This window comes from Streptomyces sp. NPDC041122 (genome assembly GCF_055592445.1).
This window is the reverse complement of sequence record NZ_JBVIYQ010000009.1, coordinates 17326-35709: the sequence shown is the minus strand read 5'-3', so window position 1 is coordinate 35709 and position 18384 is coordinate 17326. Positions and strand designations below refer to the sequence as shown.

At 73.1% G+C, this 18384-nt stretch carries 18 protein-coding genes; 6 read left to right on the top strand and 12 right to left on the bottom strand.

Annotation, left to right across the window (positions count from 1 at the left end; translation table 11 throughout):
- The first annotated feature begins 43 nt into the window (after positions 1-43).
- Together ACZ6B8_RS29165 and ACZ6B8_RS29160 are read left to right on the top strand one after the other, a co-directional pair.
- Entirely contained in the window at positions 44-727 is a 684-nt protein-coding gene (locus tag ACZ6B8_RS29165; RefSeq protein WP_471609185.1) for an RNA polymerase sigma factor, read from the top strand.
- A complete protein-coding gene (locus ACZ6B8_RS29160) occupies positions 720-1682 on the top strand; it encodes a CU044_5270 family protein (protein WP_471609184.1) in 963 nt (320 codons plus the stop codon). The genes ACZ6B8_RS29165 and ACZ6B8_RS29160 overlap by 8 nt, the downstream gene beginning before the upstream one ends.
- Positions 1683-1685: 3 nt before the next feature.
- On the opposite strand, the gene ACZ6B8_RS29155 is transcribed toward ACZ6B8_RS29160, so the two are convergent.
- From ACZ6B8_RS29155 to ACZ6B8_RS29130, 6 genes are all read right to left on the bottom strand, one after another.
- Positions 1686-2459: an endonuclease/exonuclease/phosphatase family protein gene (locus tag ACZ6B8_RS29155; RefSeq protein ID WP_471609183.1), complete on the bottom strand. Its 774-nt coding sequence runs from the start codon at positions 2457-2459 to the stop codon at positions 1686-1688.
- Positions 2460-2534: 75 nt separating this feature from the next.
- Complete coding sequence (locus ACZ6B8_RS29150; protein WP_355813669.1) at positions 2535-3488, bottom strand: ROK family glucokinase; 954 nt, start codon at positions 3486-3488, stop codon at positions 2535-2537.
- Between the two features lie 52 nt (positions 3489-3540).
- Entirely contained in the window at positions 3541-4053 is a 513-nt protein-coding gene (locus ACZ6B8_RS29145; protein WP_471075316.1) for a DUF5304 domain-containing protein, read from the bottom strand.
- A gap of 58 nt (positions 4054-4111) precedes the next feature.
- Complete coding sequence (locus tag ACZ6B8_RS29140; RefSeq protein WP_471609182.1) at positions 4112-5308, bottom strand: ArsA family ATPase; 1197 nt, start codon at positions 5306-5308, stop codon at positions 4112-4114.
- Between the two features lie 302 nt (positions 5309-5610).
- Entirely contained in the window at positions 5611-6051 is a 441-nt protein-coding gene (locus tag ACZ6B8_RS29135; RefSeq protein WP_471075311.1) for an SRPBCC family protein, read from the bottom strand.
- Positions 6052-6133: 82 nt separating this feature from the next.
- The gene (locus ACZ6B8_RS29130; RefSeq protein ID WP_471075307.1) at positions 6134-6904 is read right to left on the bottom strand and encodes a metallophosphoesterase family protein; all 771 of its coding nucleotides are present in this window, start codon (positions 6902-6904) and stop codon (positions 6134-6136) included.
- A gap of 311 nt (positions 6905-7215) precedes the next feature.
- Here ACZ6B8_RS29130 and ACZ6B8_RS29125 point away from each other — a divergent pair, with 311 nt between their 5' ends.
- Positions 7216-9012, top strand: a complete 1797-nt coding sequence (locus ACZ6B8_RS29125) for an AMP-dependent synthetase/ligase (protein WP_471609181.1) — start codon at positions 7216-7218, stop codon at positions 9010-9012.
- A gap of 228 nt (positions 9013-9240) precedes the next feature.
- Here the strand turns inward: ACZ6B8_RS29125 and ACZ6B8_RS29120 are convergent, their stop codons facing one another.
- Positions 9241-10383 carry a glycosyltransferase family 4 protein gene (locus tag ACZ6B8_RS29120; RefSeq protein ID WP_471609180.1) on the bottom strand — a complete coding sequence of 381 codons (1143 nt, stop codon included), beginning with the start codon at positions 10381-10383 and terminating at the stop codon, positions 9241-9243.
- Positions 10384-10547: 164 nt separating this feature from the next.
- On the opposite strand from ACZ6B8_RS29120, the gene ACZ6B8_RS29115 reads away from it, so the two are divergent.
- Complete coding sequence (locus ACZ6B8_RS29115; RefSeq protein ID WP_471609179.1) at positions 10548-11786, top strand: glycosyltransferase 87 family protein; 1239 nt, start codon at positions 10548-10550, stop codon at positions 11784-11786.
- Here ACZ6B8_RS29115 and ACZ6B8_RS29110 read toward each other — a convergent pair.
- The 5 genes from ACZ6B8_RS29110 to ACZ6B8_RS29090 all read right to left on the bottom strand — a co-directional run bounded on the left by ACZ6B8_RS29110 (position 11743) and on the right by ACZ6B8_RS29090 (position 17185).
- The gene (locus tag ACZ6B8_RS29110; protein ID WP_471609178.1) at positions 11743-12945 is read right to left on the bottom strand and encodes a hypothetical protein; all 1203 of its coding nucleotides are present in this window, start codon (positions 12943-12945) and stop codon (positions 11743-11745) included. The genes ACZ6B8_RS29115 and ACZ6B8_RS29110 overlap by 44 nt on opposite strands.
- A 38-nt stretch (positions 12946-12983) precedes the next feature.
- Positions 12984-14012: a C40 family peptidase gene (locus ACZ6B8_RS29105; protein ID WP_471075293.1), complete on the bottom strand. Its 1029-nt coding sequence runs from the start codon at positions 14010-14012 to the stop codon at positions 12984-12986.
- Positions 14013-14261: 249 nt separating this feature from the next.
- The gene (locus ACZ6B8_RS29100) at positions 14262-15293 is read right to left on the bottom strand and encodes a C40 family peptidase (protein ID WP_471075289.1); all 1032 of its coding nucleotides are present in this window, start codon (positions 15291-15293) and stop codon (positions 14262-14264) included.
- A gap of 268 nt (positions 15294-15561) precedes the next feature.
- On the bottom strand, positions 15562-16911 hold the full coding sequence (locus ACZ6B8_RS29095) for an NYN domain-containing protein (RefSeq protein ID WP_471075287.1): 1350 nt from the start codon (positions 16909-16911) through the stop codon (positions 15562-15564).
- 34 nt (positions 16912-16945) lie between these two features.
- Entirely contained in the window at positions 16946-17185 is a 240-nt protein-coding gene (locus ACZ6B8_RS29090; RefSeq protein ID WP_355813701.1) for a hypothetical protein, read from the bottom strand.
- A 180-nt stretch (positions 17186-17365) separates the two neighbouring features.
- Between ACZ6B8_RS29090 and ACZ6B8_RS29085 the strand changes: the two genes are divergently transcribed.
- Positions 17366-18097, top strand: coding sequence for a rhomboid family intramembrane serine protease (locus ACZ6B8_RS29085; RefSeq protein WP_471075283.1), 732 nt, complete (start codon positions 17366-17368; stop codon positions 18095-18097).
- Positions 18094-18375, top strand: a complete 282-nt coding sequence (locus tag ACZ6B8_RS29080) for an Lrp/AsnC family transcriptional regulator (RefSeq protein ID WP_055566223.1) — start codon at positions 18094-18096, stop codon at positions 18373-18375. The genes ACZ6B8_RS29085 and ACZ6B8_RS29080 overlap by 4 nt, the downstream gene beginning before the upstream one ends.
- Positions 18376-18384: the final 9 nt, after the last annotated feature.

Here is an 18384-nt window from a genome sequence, read left to right as displayed (position 1 = left end):
AGCCCAAGCCTTCGAGGCGTTCAGACGAACGAAAGGAGCCCCGATGACCGTCGATCCCGGCGTCCCTCTCGGTGCACGGGAGGCCGAGGGCCCCGCGCGTGGGCACGTGCTCCACAGGGGAGAGCACGTGTCGCCGCGCGGGCGGTCCGAGGAGAGCGACGCCCGGTTCATCGAGCGGTCCCGGGACGAGCCCGAGCAGTTCGCCGCCCTCTACGACCGGCACGCCGACTCCGTATACCGGTACGCGGCCCGCCGGCTCGGCCCCGAGGCGGCGGAGGATCTGATGGCGGACACCTTCGCCACCGCCTTCAAGGAGCGCCACCGGTACGACCTGGCGCGGGCCGACGCCCGCCCCTGGCTGTTCGGCATCGCGACCAACCTCGTCGGACGGCACCGCAGGGCCGAGGCCCGCCGCTTCAAGGCGCTGGCCCGGGTGCCCTCGCCGGTGCCGCACGAGGAGCCGGTCGCCGACCGCGCGGTGGCCCGCGCGGGCGCCGCGGGGCTGCGCGCGGACCTGGCGGCCGCGCTGGCCGGGCTCTCCGCCCGCCACCGCGACGTGGTCCTCCTGGTGGCGTGGGCCGACCTCGACTACGAGGAGGCGGCCCGCGCGTTGGGGGTGCCCGTCGGCACGGTCAGATCACGGCTGCACCGGGCTCGCGGCGCGTTGCGCGAAGCACTGGGCGGATCCGATCCGACAGCTTTCCAGGAGGCACACGCCCATGAATGAGCTCGACGAACTGCGCGACTGGGACGCGGGGGCTCCCCCGCTGGACGACGGCACGCGCCATCGGGCGCGGGTGCGGTTGTTCGCCGCGATGAACGAGCGTCCCGCGACGGTACGGCCGTTGTGGCGCCGTCCCGTGCTGCGCATCGCCCTCACCGGACTGGTGACAGCCGCAGTGGCCGCGACCCTTCTGGTCACCGGCGACGGCACGAAGGAGAGTGAGCGGGCGAAGCCGCCGGCCGCCGGCTCACCGCACGCGGCCACCGTCGCCGCCGCGAAGGTGCTCAGCGGCGCGGCCACCCGGGAACGCAGGCACGAGAAGCGGACCGTGGTACCCCGCGACGACCAGTTCCTCTACTCCAAGCGGATCATCAGGGAAACGGAGCGGAAGACCGGCGAGGTCAGGACCTACACCGACGAGATGTGGGAGTCGGTGGACGGCTCCAAGCGCTCCTTGTCCATGGAGCTCGGCAAGGTCATGTGGGAGGAGCCCATGAGCAGGGGTCAGGGGGTGTGGCCGCCCCGCCGGTGGGCCGAGCTGAAGAAGCTGCCCACCGACCCCGAGAAGCTCGTCCCGGCCATCGTGTTCCTGGGCAGCACCGACACCCCGATCAGTGCACTCACCAAGGACGACCGGTGGCAGGCCTACTTCCTGCTCGGCGAGCTCCTGAAGGCTCCGGCGCTGCCCGAAGGGCTGCGCGCGGCGGCCTACGAAGGACTGGCGCTCGTGCCCGGCGTCAAGACGGTCGAGGGGGTCGTGGACTCCGCCGGGCGTCCCGGTGTGGGGATCGCCTACCCCTCCCATTCCAAGGGCAAGTACCTCATCTTCGACCCGAAGTCCTATGCGTTCCTGGGCTTTGGTGATGAGCGGGTCTCGCCTGACGGAAAGAAGACGTACACCCAGCTGTCGCACACCGTCGAGTGGGCGGTCGTCGACAAGATGAAGCAGCGGCCGTAGACCTCACCGGGCCTCGTCGCCCCGGCGGGACGCGGGAACCCTGAGGGCGGCCAGGACCGGCAGGTGGTCCGTGGCCGCCCTCAGGTCGTCCTCGCTCACCCCGGCCAGCCGCAACGGCACGCCGCAGCCCAGAACTTCGATGCCGGGGGTGGTGAAGAGCGCGTCGATGCGCTGGTGCGGATCGGCGGGCGTCGAGGTGTTCTCGCTCCCCCAGGGCTTCGCCGCCCAGCAGTCCGTCAGCGCGCCGGCGAGCCTGCGGAACGTCCGCCCGTCCGGCCGCTCGTTGAGGTCGCCGCCCGCCACCGCGTGCTCCACGCTCATCCCCGCGAGCCGGTCGAGGAGCATGCCGCCCTGCTCGTACCGCTCGTCGCCCTGCAGGCTCAGGTGAGCGCTCAGGACACCGAGCCGGGCGCCCCCGAACCGGACGACGGCGGTGGCGAAGCCGCGCCGGTGCAGGCCGGGGGTGAGCGGCAGCAGCACGTCCTCGGTGCGCTCGACGGTGGCGCGCAGCGAGCAGAGCAGCGCGGGTCCCGCCGCGCTGCCGCCGCCGGAGAGGATCACCAGGTCGGCCGCGCGCGCCAGCCGGGCCAGCTTCTTGCGCCAGCGGAAGAACCGCGGGGCCTCCTGGATCAGGACCAGGTCGGGGGCGCAGGCGGAGATGACCCGGGCGAGCGCGGCGGTGTCGTCGCGCATCGAGCGGATGTTGTAGCTGAGCACCCGGATGACGGCCGAACCGTCCGGTTCGGTGCGGGAGTTGGGGAGCGGTTCGCTGGCCATGGCGATCAAGATACGACAGTGCCCGCCGCTCCCGGAGGGGACGCGACGGGCACCGGTGCGCCGTACGGGGCGATGTCACATGACGGGATCAGGCTCCCGCGCCAGGTCGGCCGCGCCGACGAGCCCCGCGTCGTTGCCCAGCTGGGCGGCGATCACCTGGGCCTCGGGGCGCCACGCGGCGCCGACGAGCCAGCGCTTGAAGGACTTGCGGATCGGGTCGAGGACCAGCTCGCCCTCGTCCGAGAGGCCGCCGCCGACGATGAACGCGGACGGGTCGAAGAGCGACGCCAGATCGGCGAGGCCGGCGCCCGCCCAGCGGGCCAGCTCGCGGTAGGAGTCGATCGCGACGGCGTCACCCTGCCGGGCGGCCATCGAGATGTGCTTGCCCTCGATGCCCTCGGGGGTGCCGTCGCCCAGCGAGAGCAGGTACTCGGCGTTCTCGGGGGTGGCGTTGGCGCGCTGCATCGCGTACCGCACGAGGGCGCGGCCGGAGGCGTACTGCTCCCAGCAGCCCTGGCTTCCGCAGCCGCAGAGCAGGCCGTCCGGCACCATCCGGATGTGGCCGAACTCGGCGGCCACGCCGAAGTGGCCGCGGCGCAGCTTGTTGCCGATGATGATGCCGCCGCCGAGGCCGGTGCCGAGCGTGATGCAGATGACGTTGCGGTGGCCCTTGCCGCCGCCGAAGCGGTACTCGCCCCAGGCCGCGGCGTTGGCGTCGTTCTCCACGACGACCGGCAGGCCGACGCGCTTCTCGACCTCTTCCTTGAGCGGCTCCTGGCGCCAGTCGATGTTCGGCGCGAAGTAGACCGTGGAGCGCTGGCGGTTGACGTATCCGGCGGCGCCGATGCCGACGCCGACGATCTCGTGCCCGGCCCGTGCGCCCGCGACGGCGGAGGCGATCGCGTCGACGATGGCCTCGGAAGTACCAGGGGTCGGCACCTTGAAGGTCGAGAGGATGTTGCCGTCCTCGTCGACCACTCCGGCCGCGATCTTGGTGCCGCCGATGTCGACGCCGATGGTGAGTCCCATGAATCCCTCAGTTCGATCGAGCCCCGCTACGGCCCACCGTACCCGAGGGGGGTCAGTCCAGATCGATGTGTTCCCCGGCCGCGGGGCCCTCGTCCCGGCGGTCCCGGCCCTGCGCGCCGCCCTCGGCACCGCCCCCGGCGCCGCTCTTCGGCCCGTCCTGCGCGCCGCCGGCCGGGCCGTCGCCGCGGGTCCACCGGCCCTCCTGGCCCCGGGCCGCGGAGCGGTAGGCGGCGAGCAGCTCGGAGCCGGCCGCCGCGAGGTGGTCGAAGACGTCCGGGTTGCGCTCGATGACCGGCTCGACGGCGGCCTTCGCCTCCCGGACGACCTGCTTGATCGTCTGCTCGACGGCGCCCTGCGCGACCGCGCCGAGCAGCGGTGTCTGCAGGCCGGAGAGCTTCTCGGAGACGGCGTCGACGAGCTTGCGCAGTTCCTCGGCGGCCGATCCGGTGGGGGCTCCGTACCGGTCGCGGCGGCGGGCCCGCTCGGCCGCGAGATCCTCGGCGCAGGCCTGCTCCCAGGCGTCGGCGTCGACTTCGGGGGCTTCGCGCTCGGTGGCATCGCTCATGCCACTCGACGTTACCCGAATGGCGGTCACGCGTTCACCGTCCGTGCGGCGGCGGGACTCAGTTCCCGCGCGGCCAGAGGCCGGGGTCGGGGGCGAACCGCACCCGCAGCTCGCCGTCGCGCAGCCCCGCCCCCGCCACCGTGCAGCGGCGCAGCGCGGACGGCAGGGTGACGATGCGGCGGAAGGGTCCCGCGGTGACGGCGAGTTCGTCGCCGCGGCGGATGAGGCCGAGCTCGTCGCGGGCGACGCCGGGGAGCGGCAGGTGCCAGACGTAGCGGTGGTCCGGCTCGTCGGCGGGAGCCTCGGTGACGGGCCAGGCGACGGGGGCGGGCGCGGCGGCGGGGGCCGGCAGGCCGAGGGCGGCGAGGTCGTCGGCGCCGCGCGGGTCGCGGCCGAGGTGCGGGACCCGGCCGACGCGGCCGTACGCGGCCTCCCAGTCGTCGAGCGTCTTGTGCTGCTGGGCGGCGAGCCCGGCGAGCCAGGTGTCCGCGCTCGCGTCCGGCAGCACGCGGTTGGCGATCAGGGTGTCGGCGCGCAGGCCGTGCAGGGCCAGGCCGGTGGCGGTGGCGCGGACGGCGTCGGCGCCGGCGGGGCCGGGCTCGGCGACCAGCTGGACGGTGGTGCCGGGGGCCTCGATCACGCGCTGGACGGCGGTGAGTTCGTCCTCCAGGCGGGCCGCGCTCTCGTACAGCCAGGCGGCGGGCAGCGGGACGCCGGCGAGCCGGCCGAGCATGGGGCGCAGGGCGCGGGCGGCCTGCCGTTCGGGCGGCAGGAGCCGGCGCAGATAGCGGCGGAGCTGCTCGGGGAGCGCGAGGATCGCGAGTGCGCGGGGGGCGGCCGGCAGGTCGACGACCACGGTGTCGTGGCCGCCGTCCCGGCCGGCCTCCCGGGCCGCGTCGCGCAGGCCGCGGAGCAGGGCCAGCTCCTCGGCCCCGGGCAGCGGGGTGAGCTCCTCGCCGTCGAGCCGCTCGGCGCCGAGCAGGTCGAGGGCGGAGGAGGCACGTTCCTGCACGGCGAGCAGGTCGGCACGGAAGCGGTCGTCGGGGGCGAGCCGGCGGGTGGTGAGCCCGGGGTGCGCGTCGGCGCCGGGGGCGCCGGGGCCGCCGGGGCCGCTGAGCACCGTGCCGAGGGTGTCGGCGCGGTCGGCGGAGAGCACCAGGGTCCGCTGGCCCGCGCGCGCGGCGGCGAGTGCGGTGGCCGCGGCGAGCGTGGTCCGGCCGGAGCCGCCGGGGCCGGTGACGAGGAGGGTGCGCATGTGGGTGAACGGTACGTGAGGCTGCGCCGGGCTTGACGGGGGCGCCCACTCGCCGTGGGGGGGGGCTGTTCGGTTGCGGCTTGCGGTGGGGGGTGGTTGCTCGCGCCGTTCCCCGCGCCCCTGGGGAGGCGGGCTTCGCCCTGCCCACCCTCCTGGGCGGCTTGGTTGGGCGCCCACTCGCCGTGGGGGGGCGTTGCTTGTTCGCGGCGCTCGGTTGAGTGGGGTTGCTCGCGCCGTTCCCCGCGCCCCCGGGAAGCTGGGGCTGCGCCCCGCTTACCCCTCAGGCCCGCCCCTCAGGCCCCTCAGGCCTCTTTGGACTCGACCCGCTTCTTCAAGCCCGCCAGGGCGCGGTCGATGATGACCTTCTCCGCCTTGCGCTTGATCATGCCGAGCATGGGGATCTTGACGTCGACCGTCAGCCTGTACGTGACCTCGGTACCGGACCCCGCGGGGCGCAGCAGGTAGGAGCCGTCCAGGGAGCGCAGCATCTGCGACTTCACCAGGGTCCAGCTCACCTCGTCGTCCCCGGTCCAGGTGTAGCCGAGCGTCTGGTCGTCCTTGATCGCGCCCGCGTCCATGACGAGGCGGACCTCCTTGGCGCGGCCCCGCTCGTCGGTGGCGAGGACCTCGGCCTCCTTCACCTCACCCGTCCAGTCGGGGTAGCGCTCGAAGTCGGCGATCACCCCCATGACCTCGGCCGGTGCCGCCTCGATCGTGATGCTCGAGCTGGTGTGTTCGGCCATGGCCGTGGCTCCTCCAGATGCGGTCCGGTACGCGGGTGTCCGAGGTGGTCCTACCGCGTGAAGGCTACCGCGCGGTTCGCTCTCACCACTCCAGGGCCCAGGGCCGTGAGGACCCCGCGAAGTGCCCGACGTTCACGCACTCCGTCGCGCCGACGCGCATGCGCCGGACCAGCGGCTGGTGGACGTGGCCGAAGAGCGCATACGTGGGACGGGTGCGCCGGACCGCGTCGAGCAGGGCCGCGCTGCCGCGTTCGAAGCGCCGGGCCACCGTGTCGTAGAGGAGCTCGGGTACGTCCGGCGGGATGTGCGTGCACAGCACGTCGACCTCGCCGACCGCCTCGATCTTGGCCGCGTACTCCTCGTCGCTGATCTCGTACGGCGTCCGCATCGGGGTGCGCAGGCCGCCGCCGACGAAGCCGAAGACGCGGCCGCCGATCTCCACCCGCTCGCCGTCCAGGACGCTGATACCGGGTCCGGCGTATTCGGGCCACAGGGCGGGGATGTCGACATTGCCGTAGGTGGCGTAGGTCGGAGTGGGGAAGGCCGCGAACATTTCGGCGTACTGCTTGCGGACCGCGCTCTCGATGGCCGCGGCGCGGTCGACGTCCGCCCAGAGCCGGCCGCCGAACTCCCTGGCCTCGTCGAACCGGCGGGCGGTGCGCAGTTCCACCAGCCTGGTGGCGTTCTCCGCGCCGAAGAGGTCGGGGAAGATACCGCGCGAGTGGTCGGCGTAGTCGAGGAAGAGCACGAGGTCACCCAGGCAGACGAGCGCGTCCGCGCCCTCCCCCGCGCGGGCGAGCCCCTCGGCGTTGCCGTGCACGTCACTGACCACATTGACCCGGAAACCTGGCATGCCGATCACCCTAGGACGGCGGCCCCGCGGAGGGTAGGGGCCACGGCCCGGCGCCCGTCCACCGGCCGGACCTGCGGTTACTTCCGAGTCGGGAAGACGGTGGCGTACTGTGCGCTGCAGACCACAGCGACGTGTGACGCACCGAACATCTGGGCCTGCCCCCCTACCGAACAAGCCATACCGGTGGGTAACGTCCGGGCAGTCCAGTAGTGCTCAGCCCCCCATCTCGACTGAGCACCTGCCCGATCTTGGACCGCACCGTCGCAGCACACGACGTCGTGGCGCCGGCGCCCTATGTAGGAGCAGCAGTCTTGCGCGAGTTCAGCCTTCCGGCCCTGTACGAGGTCCCTGCGGACGGCAATCTGACCGACATCGTCCGCAGAAATGCCGCGCAGCACCCGGATGTCGCCGTCATCGGCCGCAAGGTCGACGGCCGCTGGCAGGACGTCACCGCCAAGGCCTTCCTCGCCGACGTGCGCGCCACCGCCAAGGGCCTGATCGCCGCGGGGGTGGGCCCCGGCGACCGGGTCGGCCTGATGTCCCGCACCCGTTACGAGTGGACGCTCCTCGACTTCGCCATCTGGAGCGCCGGCGCGGTCACCGTCCCGGTGTACGAGACGAGTTCGGCCGAGCAGATCCAGTGGATCCTCGGCGACTCCGGTGCCGTGGCCTGCGTCGTCGAGCTCGACGCGCACGCCGCCGCCGTGGAGTCCGTGCGCGACCGGCTGCCCGGCCTCGCGCACGTCTGGCAGATCGACAAGGGCGGCGTCGAGGAGCTGCACGCCGCCGGCGCCGAGGTCGCAGACGAGACCGTCGACGAGCGCAGCGCGGTCGCGGGCGCCGACGACCCGGCCACCATCGTCTACACCTCGGGCACCACGGGACGCCCCAAGGGCTGCGTGCTCACCCACCGCAGCTTCTTCGCGGAGTGCGGCAACGTGGTGGAGCGCCTCAAGCCGCTCTTCCGTACCGGCGAGTGCTCGGTCCTGCTCTTCCTGCCCGTCGCGCACGTCTTCGGACGGCTCGTCGAGGTCGCCGCGCTGATGGCGCCGATCAAGCTCGGCCACGCGCCCGACGTCAAACACCTCACGGACGAACTCGCCTCCTTCCGGCCGACCATGGTCCTGGGCGTCCCGCGCGTCTTCGAGAAGGTCTACAACTCGGCGCGCGCCAAGGCGCAGGCCGACGGCAAGGGCAAGATCTTCGACAAGGCCGCGGACACGGCCATCGCGTACAGCCGCGCGCTCGACACCCCTTCGGGCCCGTCCCTGGGCCTGAAGGTCAAGCACAAGATCTTCGACAAGCTGGTCTTCAGCAAGCTGCGCGCGGTCCTCGGCGGTCGCGGCGAGTACGCGATCTCCGGCGGCGCGCCGCTCGGCGAGCGCCTCGGCCACTTCTTCCGCGGCATCGGCTTCACGGTCCTCGAGGGATACGGCCTGACCGAGTCCTGCGCGGCCACCGCCTTCAACCCGTGGGACCGCCAGAAGATCGGCACGGTCGGCCAGCCGCTCCCCGGCTCGGTGGTCCGCATCGCCGACGACGGCGAGGTGCTGCTCCACGGCGAGCACCTGTTCAAGGAGTACTGGAACAACGAGGGCGCCACCGAGGAGGCGCTGGCCGACGGCTGGTTCCACACCGGTGACATCGGCACCCTCGACGAGGACGGGTATCTGCGCATCACCGGCCGCAAGAAGGAGATCATCGTCACCGCGGGCGGCAAGAACGTGGCCCCCGCCGTGATCGAGGACCGCATCCGCGCGCACGCGCTGGTCGCCGAGTGCATGGTGGTCGGCGACGGCCGCCCCTTCGTCGGCGCGCTGGTCACGGTCGACGACGAGTTCCTCGGCCGGTGGGCCGCGGAGCACGGCAAGCCGGCGGGGTCGACGGCGGCGTCGCTGCGGGACGACGCGGATCTGCTCGCGGCGATCCAGAGCGCGGTGGACGACGGCAACGCGGCGGTCTCCAAGGCGGAGTCCGTACGGAAGTTCCGGGTCCTCGGCTCCCAGTTCACGGAGGAGTCGGGCCATCTGACGCCGTCGCTGAAGCTGAAGCGGAACGTCGTGGCGAAGGACTACGCGGACGAGATCGAGTCGATCTATCGCGGTTAGCGTCATGACGTGGTGACGGTGGCGCCCACTCGGCGTGGGGGCCTCTTCCGCGCCCGCGAGTGCGGCTGGTTCGTGGTCGCCTGCGCAGTTCCCCGCGCCCCTGAATGCCGGGGCTGCGCCCCGCATTCCCCCTTCACGCTCCCCCCGCACCCCGGGAGGCGGCGCAGCCGCTTTCAGGGGCGCGGGGAACTGCGCGATCAGCCACGGCGGCGGGGCAGACGGCCCGCGTCACAGGAGGTCACGGAGGCGCTCCGCCAACAGATCCCAGCGCCACTTCTCCTCCACCCACGCCCGGCCCCGCTCTCCCATCCGCGCGCGAAGCGCCCCGTCGCCGAGCAGGGCGACGATCCGGTCGGCCGCCTCCTCGGGCGAGCCGCCGCGGACCACCCAGCCCGTCTCCCCGTCGAGCACCGCGTCCGGTGCCCCGCCGGAGTCACCGGCGACGACCGGAAGGCCCGTCGCGGACGCCTCCAGGTAGACGATGCCGAGGCCCTCCACGTCGAGGCCCCCGCGCCGCGTCCGGCACGGCATGGCGAAGACGTCGCCCGCGCCGTAGTGCGCGGGAAGCTCCCCCCACGGCACCGCCCCGGTGAACCGCACGGAATCGGCAACCCCCGTCTCGGCGGCGAGCCGGCGCAGGTCCTCCTCGTAAGGGCCGCCCCCCACGACGAGCAGCACCGCGTCCGGCTGCGCGGCGAGAATCCCCGGCATGGCGAGGATCAGCGTGTCCTGCCCCTTGCGCGGCACCAGACGCGAGACGCAGACCACGACCGGCCGGTCGGTGAGGCCGAGCCGGGCCCGTACCTCCGCGCCGCCGGAGCCGGGGTGGAAGGTCTTCTCGTCGACGCCGGGCGGCAGTTGGACCATGCGGCCCGCCGCCGCCGGGGTCAGCGCCCCGGCGATCCGTGAGCGGGTGTACTCACCGAGATAGGTGATCGTGTCCGTCGACTCGCCGATCCGCCGCAGCAGCCCGCGCGCGGCGGGCAGTTGGGCCCAGCCCGCCTCGTGGCCGTGGGTCGTGGCGACGAGCCGGCGCGCGCCCGCCCGGCGCAGCGCGGGCGCCATGAGCCCGAGCGGCGCCGCCGCCCCGAACCACACCGACGTACAGCCGTGTTCGCGCAGCAGCGAGACCGCGCGGCTGGTGACGCGCGGGGTGGGCAGCAGCATCGTCGTACGGTCGCGTACGACCTGGAAGGGCTGCTCGGCGTCGAAGGCGGCGGTGGCCTCGGCCCCCTCGCGGCCGCGCTTCCAGGTGGAGGCGTAGACGACGATCTGCTCGGGGTCCAGGCGCAGCGCCATGTTGTGCAGGAACGCCTGGATGCCACCGGGCCTGGGCGGGAAGTCGTTCGTGACGATCAGGGTCTTGTGCATCGCGCACGACAGTACCGAAAGGCCCGCCGCGGCACGGAGCGCCCTCCGCGCCACCACCCCCTCCGCACCGCCGCACGGCCCAGCCTCTTCGCCCTCGCCCGGACCGGCCCGGCATCATGGCTCCCCGAATCACAATGAAGTAGCGGGAAAGGGGCGAAGTGCACATGATGCGCATCCTGACCGTCTGGGTCCTGACCAGAACCGTCCTGCTGCTGTGCGTCCTCCATGTGCTCGCCGGCCCCGGCCCGGACGTGACCAGCGACGTCTCCGTCATCTACCAGGGCTGGTACGAGGTCCTGCGCACCGGCACCTTCCCGCTCGACGACGTCACCTGGCAGTACCCGCCCGCCGCCGCCCTCGCCGTCCTCTCCCCCGCCGCGCTGCCCTTCCTCGGCTACGCCACGGCCTTCTTCGTCCTGGCCCTGCTCTGCGACGCCGCGGTGTGCGGACTGCTCCTGTACGCGGGCCGGCGCCCCGGCAAGTCACCCCGGGGCGCCTGGACGTGGGTGGTGGGCGTGGCCCTGCTGGGGCCCACCGTGTACGCCCGGTACGACGTGATGGTGGTCGCCGTCGCGGTCGCCGCGCTGCTCGCCGGGGCGCGGCACCCGCGCACCATGGGGGTGCTCGCCGGGTTCGGGGCGCTGCTCAAGGTGTGGCCGGTGCTGCTGCTCGTCGGCGCCCCGCGCGGGCGGGCGACCCGGCGGTCCTGGGCCGCGGCGGCGGGCACGGCCTGCGCCCTCACGCTGGCCTTCGTCGTGCCGATGCCGGGCGCCCTGGCCTTCCTCACCTTCCAGCGCGACCGCGGCACCGAGGTGGAGTCCCTCGGCGCCCTCGTCCTGCACGTCGGGCGGCACCTCGGCTGGCGGGGCGAAGTGCGGCTCAACTACGGCTCGGTGGAGTTCCTCGGCCCGTACGTGCCGCTGGTGAGCACCGCGGCGCAGGGGCTGACGGTCGCGGCGTTCTGCTGGCTCCTGGTGTGGCGGCTGCGGGCCGCGGCCCGGGTCGCGAGCACGCCCGCGGACGCGGCCTTCGTGGCCGTGCTCCTGTTCACCACCACGAGCCGGGTGATCAGCCCGCAGTACATGCTCTGGCTGGTCGGCGTCGGCTCGGTCTGCCTGGCGTTCCGCGGCAGCCGCATGGCGGTCCCGGCGCGGCTGGTGCTCGCGGCCACGTTCGTCACGTTCCTGGAGTTCCCGGTCTGGTTCTCGCACGTCGTGGCGAGCGATCCGCTGGGCGTGGCACTGCTCCTCGTGCGCAACGGCCTGCTGGTCGCGGCGACCCTGCTGGCCTGCCGGAACCTGTGGCGGCAGACGGTGTCCGAACCGTACCGGGCACAGCGGCAGCCGGTGCCGGAACAGCTCAGCCGAGCTCCGCGCGCAGATACGTACGCCAGCGCGCCGTGAAGTCGTCGGACGTGGTGTCCAGGACGTCCCGCAGCGCGTCCCCGACCGCGCCCGCCCGCTCCTCGTGGGCGCCCACCGCCCGGTAGAAGTCCGTCAGCTTCCGCTCGCCCCACTGCTCGGCGATCATCCGGCAGGCCAGCCAGGCGCCCTCGTAGGCCCCCGAGAGCCGCGTCGCGTCCCCCGCGAAACCGAAGTCCTCGTCCTTCGGAAGCGCGTCCGGCACCTCCCCGCGCTGCACCGCACGCCGTAGTTCGGGCGCGGCCTGCGCCGCGCTGCGCCCCGTGTCGCGGTAGCCCACCCAGTCCGCGAAGCCCTCGGAGAGCCAGAGCGGGGTGGCCGCGGAGGTCTGCGCGCGGGTCGCCACGTGGGTCGCCTCATGGGTGAGGACGACCTGTTTGCCGAAGTCGCCGAGGACGCCGTACGCCTCGGGGTTGACGATGATCCGGTCGGCGGGCGCCCGGCCGGAGCCGCCCGCCTCACCCGTGGTGACCGCCGCGATCCCCCGGTACCCGGACGCGGACGCCCCGAGCAGCCCCGCCATGTCGTCCAGCGAGTGCGGCACGAGGACGACGACCTTGCCCGGCCAGCCGCCCGGCCAGGCCTCCCGCACGTGGGGCACCGCACGGTCGGCCAGCTCGCGGTGGGCGCGCAGCTCCGCGGCGCTCTGCCCGACGCCGAGGACGAGGCTGTGCGCGCCCCGCTCGACGCGTACGTGCCCCTGGTCCCAGAGCTGCTGGCCGGACTTCTTCGCGGGGCGCTCGGCGGTGACGTACCAGCGGCCGTCGCGGCGGCGCAGCGTGAGCGTGCGCTCCGCGGTGACCGGGGCGCGGTCGTAGCCCTTGACGCGGTAGAGGAGTTCGGCGCTCGCGGTGGCCTCGGCGCCGGTGCGCTCCAGCCCGGTCAGCCGGTACTCCCAGGAGTCCAGCGGCACGTCGTCGACGCGGGCGAAGAGGTCCGGGGCGCCCTTCGCGGGCCGCTCGGTCCGCCGGTACGCCGCCGCGTCGTCGGCGAGGACGGCCCGTGCGCGCCGCTCCAGGAGTCTGCGGACGTCGTCGGCGGCGGCGTCCGGGACCGGGTCGCCGCCGCATCCGGCGAGCAGGGCGAGGCAGAGCGCGCCGCACAGCGCCACCACCCACGACCCGCGTCCGCGACCAGCCACCTTCCCGATCGTACGGGGCGGATCCCGCCGCCCGCCGGTCAGACCCGCGTCACGGAGGAGACCGGCATCATGCCGACCGGGTCGTAGCGGACGGCGGCCCCGGGGTACGGGGCGTGGACCACCTGGCCGTTGCCCATGTACATCCCGATGTGGCTGGCGTCGTCGCGGTAGGCGACCAGGTCGCCGGGCCTGGCCTCGGACAGGGAGACCTGGCGCCCGGCGTACCGCTGGGCCTGCGAGGTGCGCGGCAGGGCGACACCGGCCTGGCCGTACGACCACTGCATGAGGCCCGAACAGTCGAATCCGGAGGGCCCGTTGGCGCCCCACACGTACGGGCGGCCGACCGCGGACCGCGCGGCCGCGATGGCGGCGGCGGCCCGCGAGGAGGCCGGGGCGCCGCCGAGCTCGGGCAGTTCGGCGCGCTCGCCGGAGCGCGAGGATCTCTTGTACGCGTCGCGCTCGTCGTCCGACAGGGAGTTGAGCAGCTTCCTCGCCCTGGCCAGCTTGTGCTCGACGGTGCGCTTGTGGCGGGCGACGGCGGTGCGGCTCTTCTCCAGCTCGGCGAGTTTGCGGCCCGCCTCCGCGCGCTGTTGGGCGAGCGTGCGCTGGGCCCGCTGCAGATCGGCGAGTTCGCCCGCCTGCCGGGCGCCGACGCGGTCGAGGACCGAGGCCCGGTCGAGGTAGCCGTCCGGGTCGGAGGAGAGCAGCAGGGCCAGCGAGGGGTCGATGCCGCCGGAGCGGTACTGCGCGCCGGCGAGCGCGCCGAGCGCCCCGCGCATCCGGTTGATGCGCTCCTGGCCGCGCGCGACGCCGTCCTTGGCCCGGCCGACCTGCTCGCGCAGCTTGTCGGCGCGCTCATCGGCCTTGTTGTACAGCTCGGTCGCCTGCTCGGCCTGCTCGTACAGCCGGTCCACGGTGGCCCGGGTGTCGGACGGCTTGTCCTGCGGCGCGGCACCCGCGGGCGCGGCGCCGAGGGCCGCCGCCGCGGTGGCCGCGGCGGCTGAAAGGACGGTCACGCGCGTGCTCCGGTCGAGACCGGGCTGTGCGGGACGGCGATGGGACCCCACGGGAAGCCGCTCTCCCTTCCGCTGACGAACCCCCGGCTGTCCGGGGGAATGCGCGCCGACAGTAGCCGTGCGGACACGCGGCGGCCAAAGACCTCGCGGGGTGCACGACGGGCGTGGACAGCCCGACGCCCCGTCTCGGACCAGGTCACCAACGGGGCGTGGGGTCAGCGGGAGTTGCCGGAATTCGCCCGTTTGGGCGGTGTCGGCACGGCGTTGACGTCAGGGGTAGCGAAGCGGCGGGCGCTCCGCTCAGACGCGGACGCCGAACTGGAAGGAGCCGAGGTAGGACATCGACTCGTAGCGCACCGAGGCGCCGGGGTGCGGGGCGTGCAGCACCTGGCCGTTGCCGGCGTAGAAGCCGACGTGCGCGAGGTTGTTGAAGAACACCAGGTCGCCGGGCTTGAGCTCGCCGCGGCCGATCTTCGTGCCGTCGTTCTGCTGGGTGTACGTGGTCCGGGTGATGTGCACGCCGGCCTGCGCGAACGCCCACTGGGTCAGGCCCGAGCAGTCGTAGGAGTTGGGGCCGGTGCCGCCGGAGACGTAGGGCTTGCCTATCTGGGTGGCGGCGGCGCTGAGGGCTGCGGCGCCGCGGCCGGAGGCGGGCTTCTCGTCGCCGAGGTCGGCGCGCTCGCCCTGGGCGCGGCTCGCGCGCTTCTGCTCCTTGGCGGCCAGGGCGGCCTTCTCCTTGGCGGTCAGCGTGTTGAGGAGCCGCTGCGCCTCGCCGAGCTTGCCCTGGACTTCCTTCTTCTTCTTGCCGAGCTCCTCGCGCGTGTCGGCGAGGTCGTCCAGCTTGCCCGCGGCCTCCTTGCGCTGCTGCGCGAGGTCCCGCTGCTTCTTCTGGATCTTCTTGAGGGCGTCGACCTGCTGGCTGCTCAGCTGGTCGAGCGTGGACGCCTTGTCGAGGTAGTCGTCCGGGTCGGAGGAGAGGAAGAGCTGCAGGGAGGGGTCGATGCCGCCGGAGCGGTACTGGGCGCTGGCCATCGAACCGAGGCCGTCGCGCAGGTCGTTGAGGTCCTCCTGGCCGCGGGCGACCTTGTCCTGGAGGTCGCCGATCTGCTTCTCCAGCTTCTCCTGCTTCTCCTTGGCCCCGTTGTACTTGTCGGTGGCCCGCTCCGCGTCTTCGTAGAGCTTGTCGACCTTGGACTTGACCTCGTCCTTGCTCGGCTTCGGTGCGGCCTGGGCGGCACCCTGCGAGGTGAGGGCCACGGCAGCGGCGGCGGTCGCGGTGAGCACGGTCACGCGGGTGCGGCTCGGCTGCTTGGGTCGACGGTGGGACGCCACGCGGGCGGCTCCTTCTTCCTCCGGCCGCCTACCGGGACGCGGCGGGCGGGTACCACCGCCGCCACCCCGGATGGGTGATCAACCGAGCGGGGGTTCGAGGCGAGACCTTAGTGACCTTCTTGTGATCAGTTCAAATCCCATCAGTAAAAAACCGGTCGCGAAGCGCATTCTTTACCGATAACGCACAGCCAGTAATGATCTTCTGACGCTACGTCGCCCGCCGCATCGCTCAATTCGGGCATACGGCCCAGGAGTTACGGGACGTCACTTAGCTCCGCGAAAGCCGCTTCAGCAGCACGGCCGAAGCCACCGGCCGCGCCCCCGCCTTGGCGATCCCGTCGGCCACCTCGCGGTCGGTCGAGACGACGACCACGGGACGGCCCGGCGGCTCCGCGCGCACCAGCTGACGGATCAACTCGTCGGCGGTGACACCGGGCTTGGAGAACAGCACCCGCACCCCGCGCGGCGGCGCGAGCAGCACCGGCGCGGCCAGCTCCGCGCCGTCGAAGACACAGGTGACCTCGGCGCCGGACTGCAGGGCGAGCTGCGAGAGCGAGCCGAGCAGCCGCAGCCGCTGCTTCTCCAGCGGCATCGTCGGATAGCCGGTCTTGGTGACGTTGTAGCCGTCGACCACCAGATGGGCCTGCGGCAGGGCGAGCAGCTGATCCAGAATGGCCGGATCGCTCTCCGAGAGCGCGCGGGCGGCGATGTCCTTGGGCGACATCCGGCCCGGCTCGACGGCGTCCACGGTCTCGGCGGGCCGCACCGAGACGGGCGGCAGCGCCAGCTCGCGCCGCAGCCCCTGCGCGGCGTCCAGGACCGTGTCGAGCAGCAGCCGCAGCCGCATGTCCTCGACGCTGCGGCCCTCGCGGGCGGCGCGCCGACTGGCCTCCAGGGCGGCCTCCGTCTCGCCGAGCCGCGCCTTGAGCCGCCGGCTCTCGCTCTCGGCGGCGGACAGCTGGGTCTGGCCCTCGGCGCGCACCGCCTCGATCTCCGCGGCGGCCTTGCGCAGCGCGGCCTCGCCGCGCTTGACGTCGCTGAGCGCGCCGCGCAGCTTGCGGTGCGTCGACTCGGCCTCCTTGCGCACCGTCTCCAGCTCGACGCGCAGCCGCTCGGTCTCCGCCTTGGTCTGGCCGCGGGCCGCGGCGAGCTCCTCGCGCAGCCGGTCCAGCTCGGCCCGGGTCTCGTCGTCGACGCGCTCGGCGTCGGCCCGCTGGGCCTCCTCGCCCGCGGCGGTGACCAGCTTCACCCAGCCGGCGGGGCGCAGCACATAGGCCGCGGCCGCCACGTCCAGCGGATCGGCGGCCGGTGGCGGCGAGCCCGCGTCCAGGGCGGCGGCGAGCTCGGGCTGCGCCTCCCTGAGGCGTTCGCCGATGCGCTGGCGGAAGAGCGTGTCGTGCTCCAGCGCGGCCGCCATGGCGTTGGCCGCGAACTTCGCGCGCCGGGTCGGCGTGAACCGGGCGTACTGCCGCAGCTGGGCGGGCAGTTCCGCCAGGGTCAGCCCGCCGAAGCCGTCCGAGACGATCTGCACGACCCGCCGCCGGACCCCGTCGGGCAGCGGACGGTCGAGCACCTCAGCGGTGCCGTCGTCCGGCTCCCCGCCTGAGCTCTCCACCATCCGTCACCCCACTAGCTGTGCGGGCCCCGCTCCCTCAGGAGTCGGTGCCCGGCCTGTCCACGAGTTCGACCTGATCCACGGCGTTGCACCAGCGGCAGCGCACGGACTCGATGGTCTCACTGACCACCTCGCGTTCCTCGACGTTCGACTCTCCGGCCAGGTCGAGATGGACATACTCGACGACCTTCGAGCTGCGGGTCACATCGAAACGCGTGAGATTGCCGCAGAGCGTGCAACGCCACCGGGTGGTGGCGGTCGGCAGGGGAACCGTCATCGTGGCTGTTCGCTTTCTTCGGTGACTTGTCCGGCGACGTCTTCGGCGACCGAGGGGTCTACGCAGGTTTCCTCGTGCGTATTGCCCGTAACCCTAAGGCCTGTAAGGGGCGCGATGCGGCGGCCCGCGGAGCGGCATGGCGGCCTGGGCAGGTAGCGCCCGTTACGTCATGCTTCGTCCATGATCCGAACATGGAGTGCGAAGGCGGGCCGGCTGCTCGGGGGGCGGACCGCCCCGGTGACGTACGGACTGATCGCCCTCTGCTGCGTGGTCTTCCTGATCTCCCCGGTCTCCGGGTTCAACCCCTCCTACGGCCGGGGCGACGAGCTGATCGGCGCCCAGCAGGCCTACTTCGAGCAGTGGGGGGTGGTACCCGTCGAACTGTTCAGCGGTGCCCCGCGCGCCGCGCTCGGCCCGTTCACCGCTCTCTTCGTGCACGGAAGCTGGCTTCATCTGCTCGGGAACATGCTCTTCCTGTACGTGTTCGGCGTCATGGTCGAGGAACGCATGGGCCACCTCCTGTACGCGTGCTTCTACCTCTGCTGCGGTTATCTCGCCCTGCTCGCCTACGCCGCCGCGCACGCGGGCTCCGACCAGACGCTCGTGGGAGCCTCCGGCGCGATCTCCGCCGTCCTCGGTGCCTGCCTGTATCTCTTCCCCAGGGCGCGCGTCACCAGCCTCTTCCCGTTCCTCTTCTTTCTGCCGCTGCGCTTCCCGGCGTGGGTGGTCCTGCCGTTCTGGGTGACGCTGCAGTGGTTGGCCGCCGGGCAGGACGGCAAGGGGACGGGGGTCGCCTATCTGGCGCACCTGGTGGGCTTCTCGCTGGGCTTCGTCTGCGCGTGGGGGTGGCGGATGCGGACGACTAGAGTGAGAGCCACCGCACCGGCCACCGAGGGAGACTGCAAGCCGTGATCACCGCGATCGTGCTCATCAAGACCAGCGTGGACCGGATCCCGGAGATCGCCGAGTCGATCGCCGCCCTCGACTCCGTGAGCGAGGTCTTCTCCGTCACCGGCACCTACGACCTCATCGCGATGGTGCGGGTGCCGCGCCACGACGACCTCGCGGACGTCATCCCGGGCCGGATCAGCAAGATCCCCGGCGTCGAGGGGACCGACACGCACGTGGCGTTCCGCACGTACTCGCAGCACGACCTGGAGGCCGCGTTCGCGATCGGCCTCGACTCCTAGGCGCCGTCC

What these genes read in the sequence shown, in the direction of transcription:
- ACZ6B8_RS29150 (WP_355813669.1), bottom strand. Translation starts at nt 3,488, where the DNA reads ATGGGACTCACCATCGGCGTCGACATCGGCGGCACCAAGATCGCGGCC.
- ACZ6B8_RS29115 (WP_471609179.1), top strand. Translation starts at nt 10,548, where the DNA reads ATGATGCGCATCCTGACCGTCTGGGTCCTGACCAGAACCGTCCTGCTG.
- ACZ6B8_RS29160 (WP_471609184.1), top strand. Translation starts at nt 720, where the DNA reads ATGAATGAGCTCGACGAACTGCGCGACTGGGACGCGGGGGCTCCCCCG.
- ACZ6B8_RS29145 (WP_471075316.1), bottom strand. Translation starts at nt 4,053, where the DNA reads ATGAGCGATGCCACCGAGCGCGAAGCCCCCGAAGTCGACGCCGACGCC.
- ACZ6B8_RS29085 (WP_471075283.1), top strand. Translation starts at nt 17,366, where the DNA reads ATGATCCGAACATGGAGTGCGAAGGCGGGCCGGCTGCTCGGGGGGCGG.
- ACZ6B8_RS29140 (WP_471609182.1), bottom strand. Translation starts at nt 5,308, where the DNA reads ATGCGCACCCTCCTCGTCACCGGCCCCGGCGGCTCCGGCCGGACCACG.
- ACZ6B8_RS29135 (WP_471075311.1), bottom strand. Translation starts at nt 6,051, where the DNA reads ATGGCCGAACACACCAGCTCGAGCATCACGATCGAGGCGGCACCGGCC.
- ACZ6B8_RS29120 (WP_471609180.1), bottom strand. Translation starts at nt 10,383, where the DNA reads ATGCACAAGACCCTGATCGTCACGAACGACTTCCCGCCCAGGCCCGGT.
- ACZ6B8_RS29090 (WP_355813701.1), bottom strand. Translation starts at nt 17,185, where the DNA reads ATGACGGTTCCCCTGCCGACCGCCACCACCCGGTGGCGTTGCACGCTC.
- ACZ6B8_RS29155 (WP_471609183.1), bottom strand. Translation starts at nt 2,459, where the DNA reads ATGGCCAGCGAACCGCTCCCCAACTCCCGCACCGAACCGGACGGTTCG.
- ACZ6B8_RS29165 (WP_471609185.1), top strand. Translation starts at nt 44, where the DNA reads ATGACCGTCGATCCCGGCGTCCCTCTCGGTGCACGGGAGGCCGAGGGC.
- ACZ6B8_RS29095 (WP_471075287.1), bottom strand. Translation starts at nt 16,911, where the DNA reads ATGGTGGAGAGCTCAGGCGGGGAGCCGGACGACGGCACCGCTGAGGTG.
- ACZ6B8_RS29130 (WP_471075307.1), bottom strand. Translation starts at nt 6,904, where the DNA reads ATGCCAGGTTTCCGGGTCAATGTGGTCAGTGACGTGCACGGCAACGCC.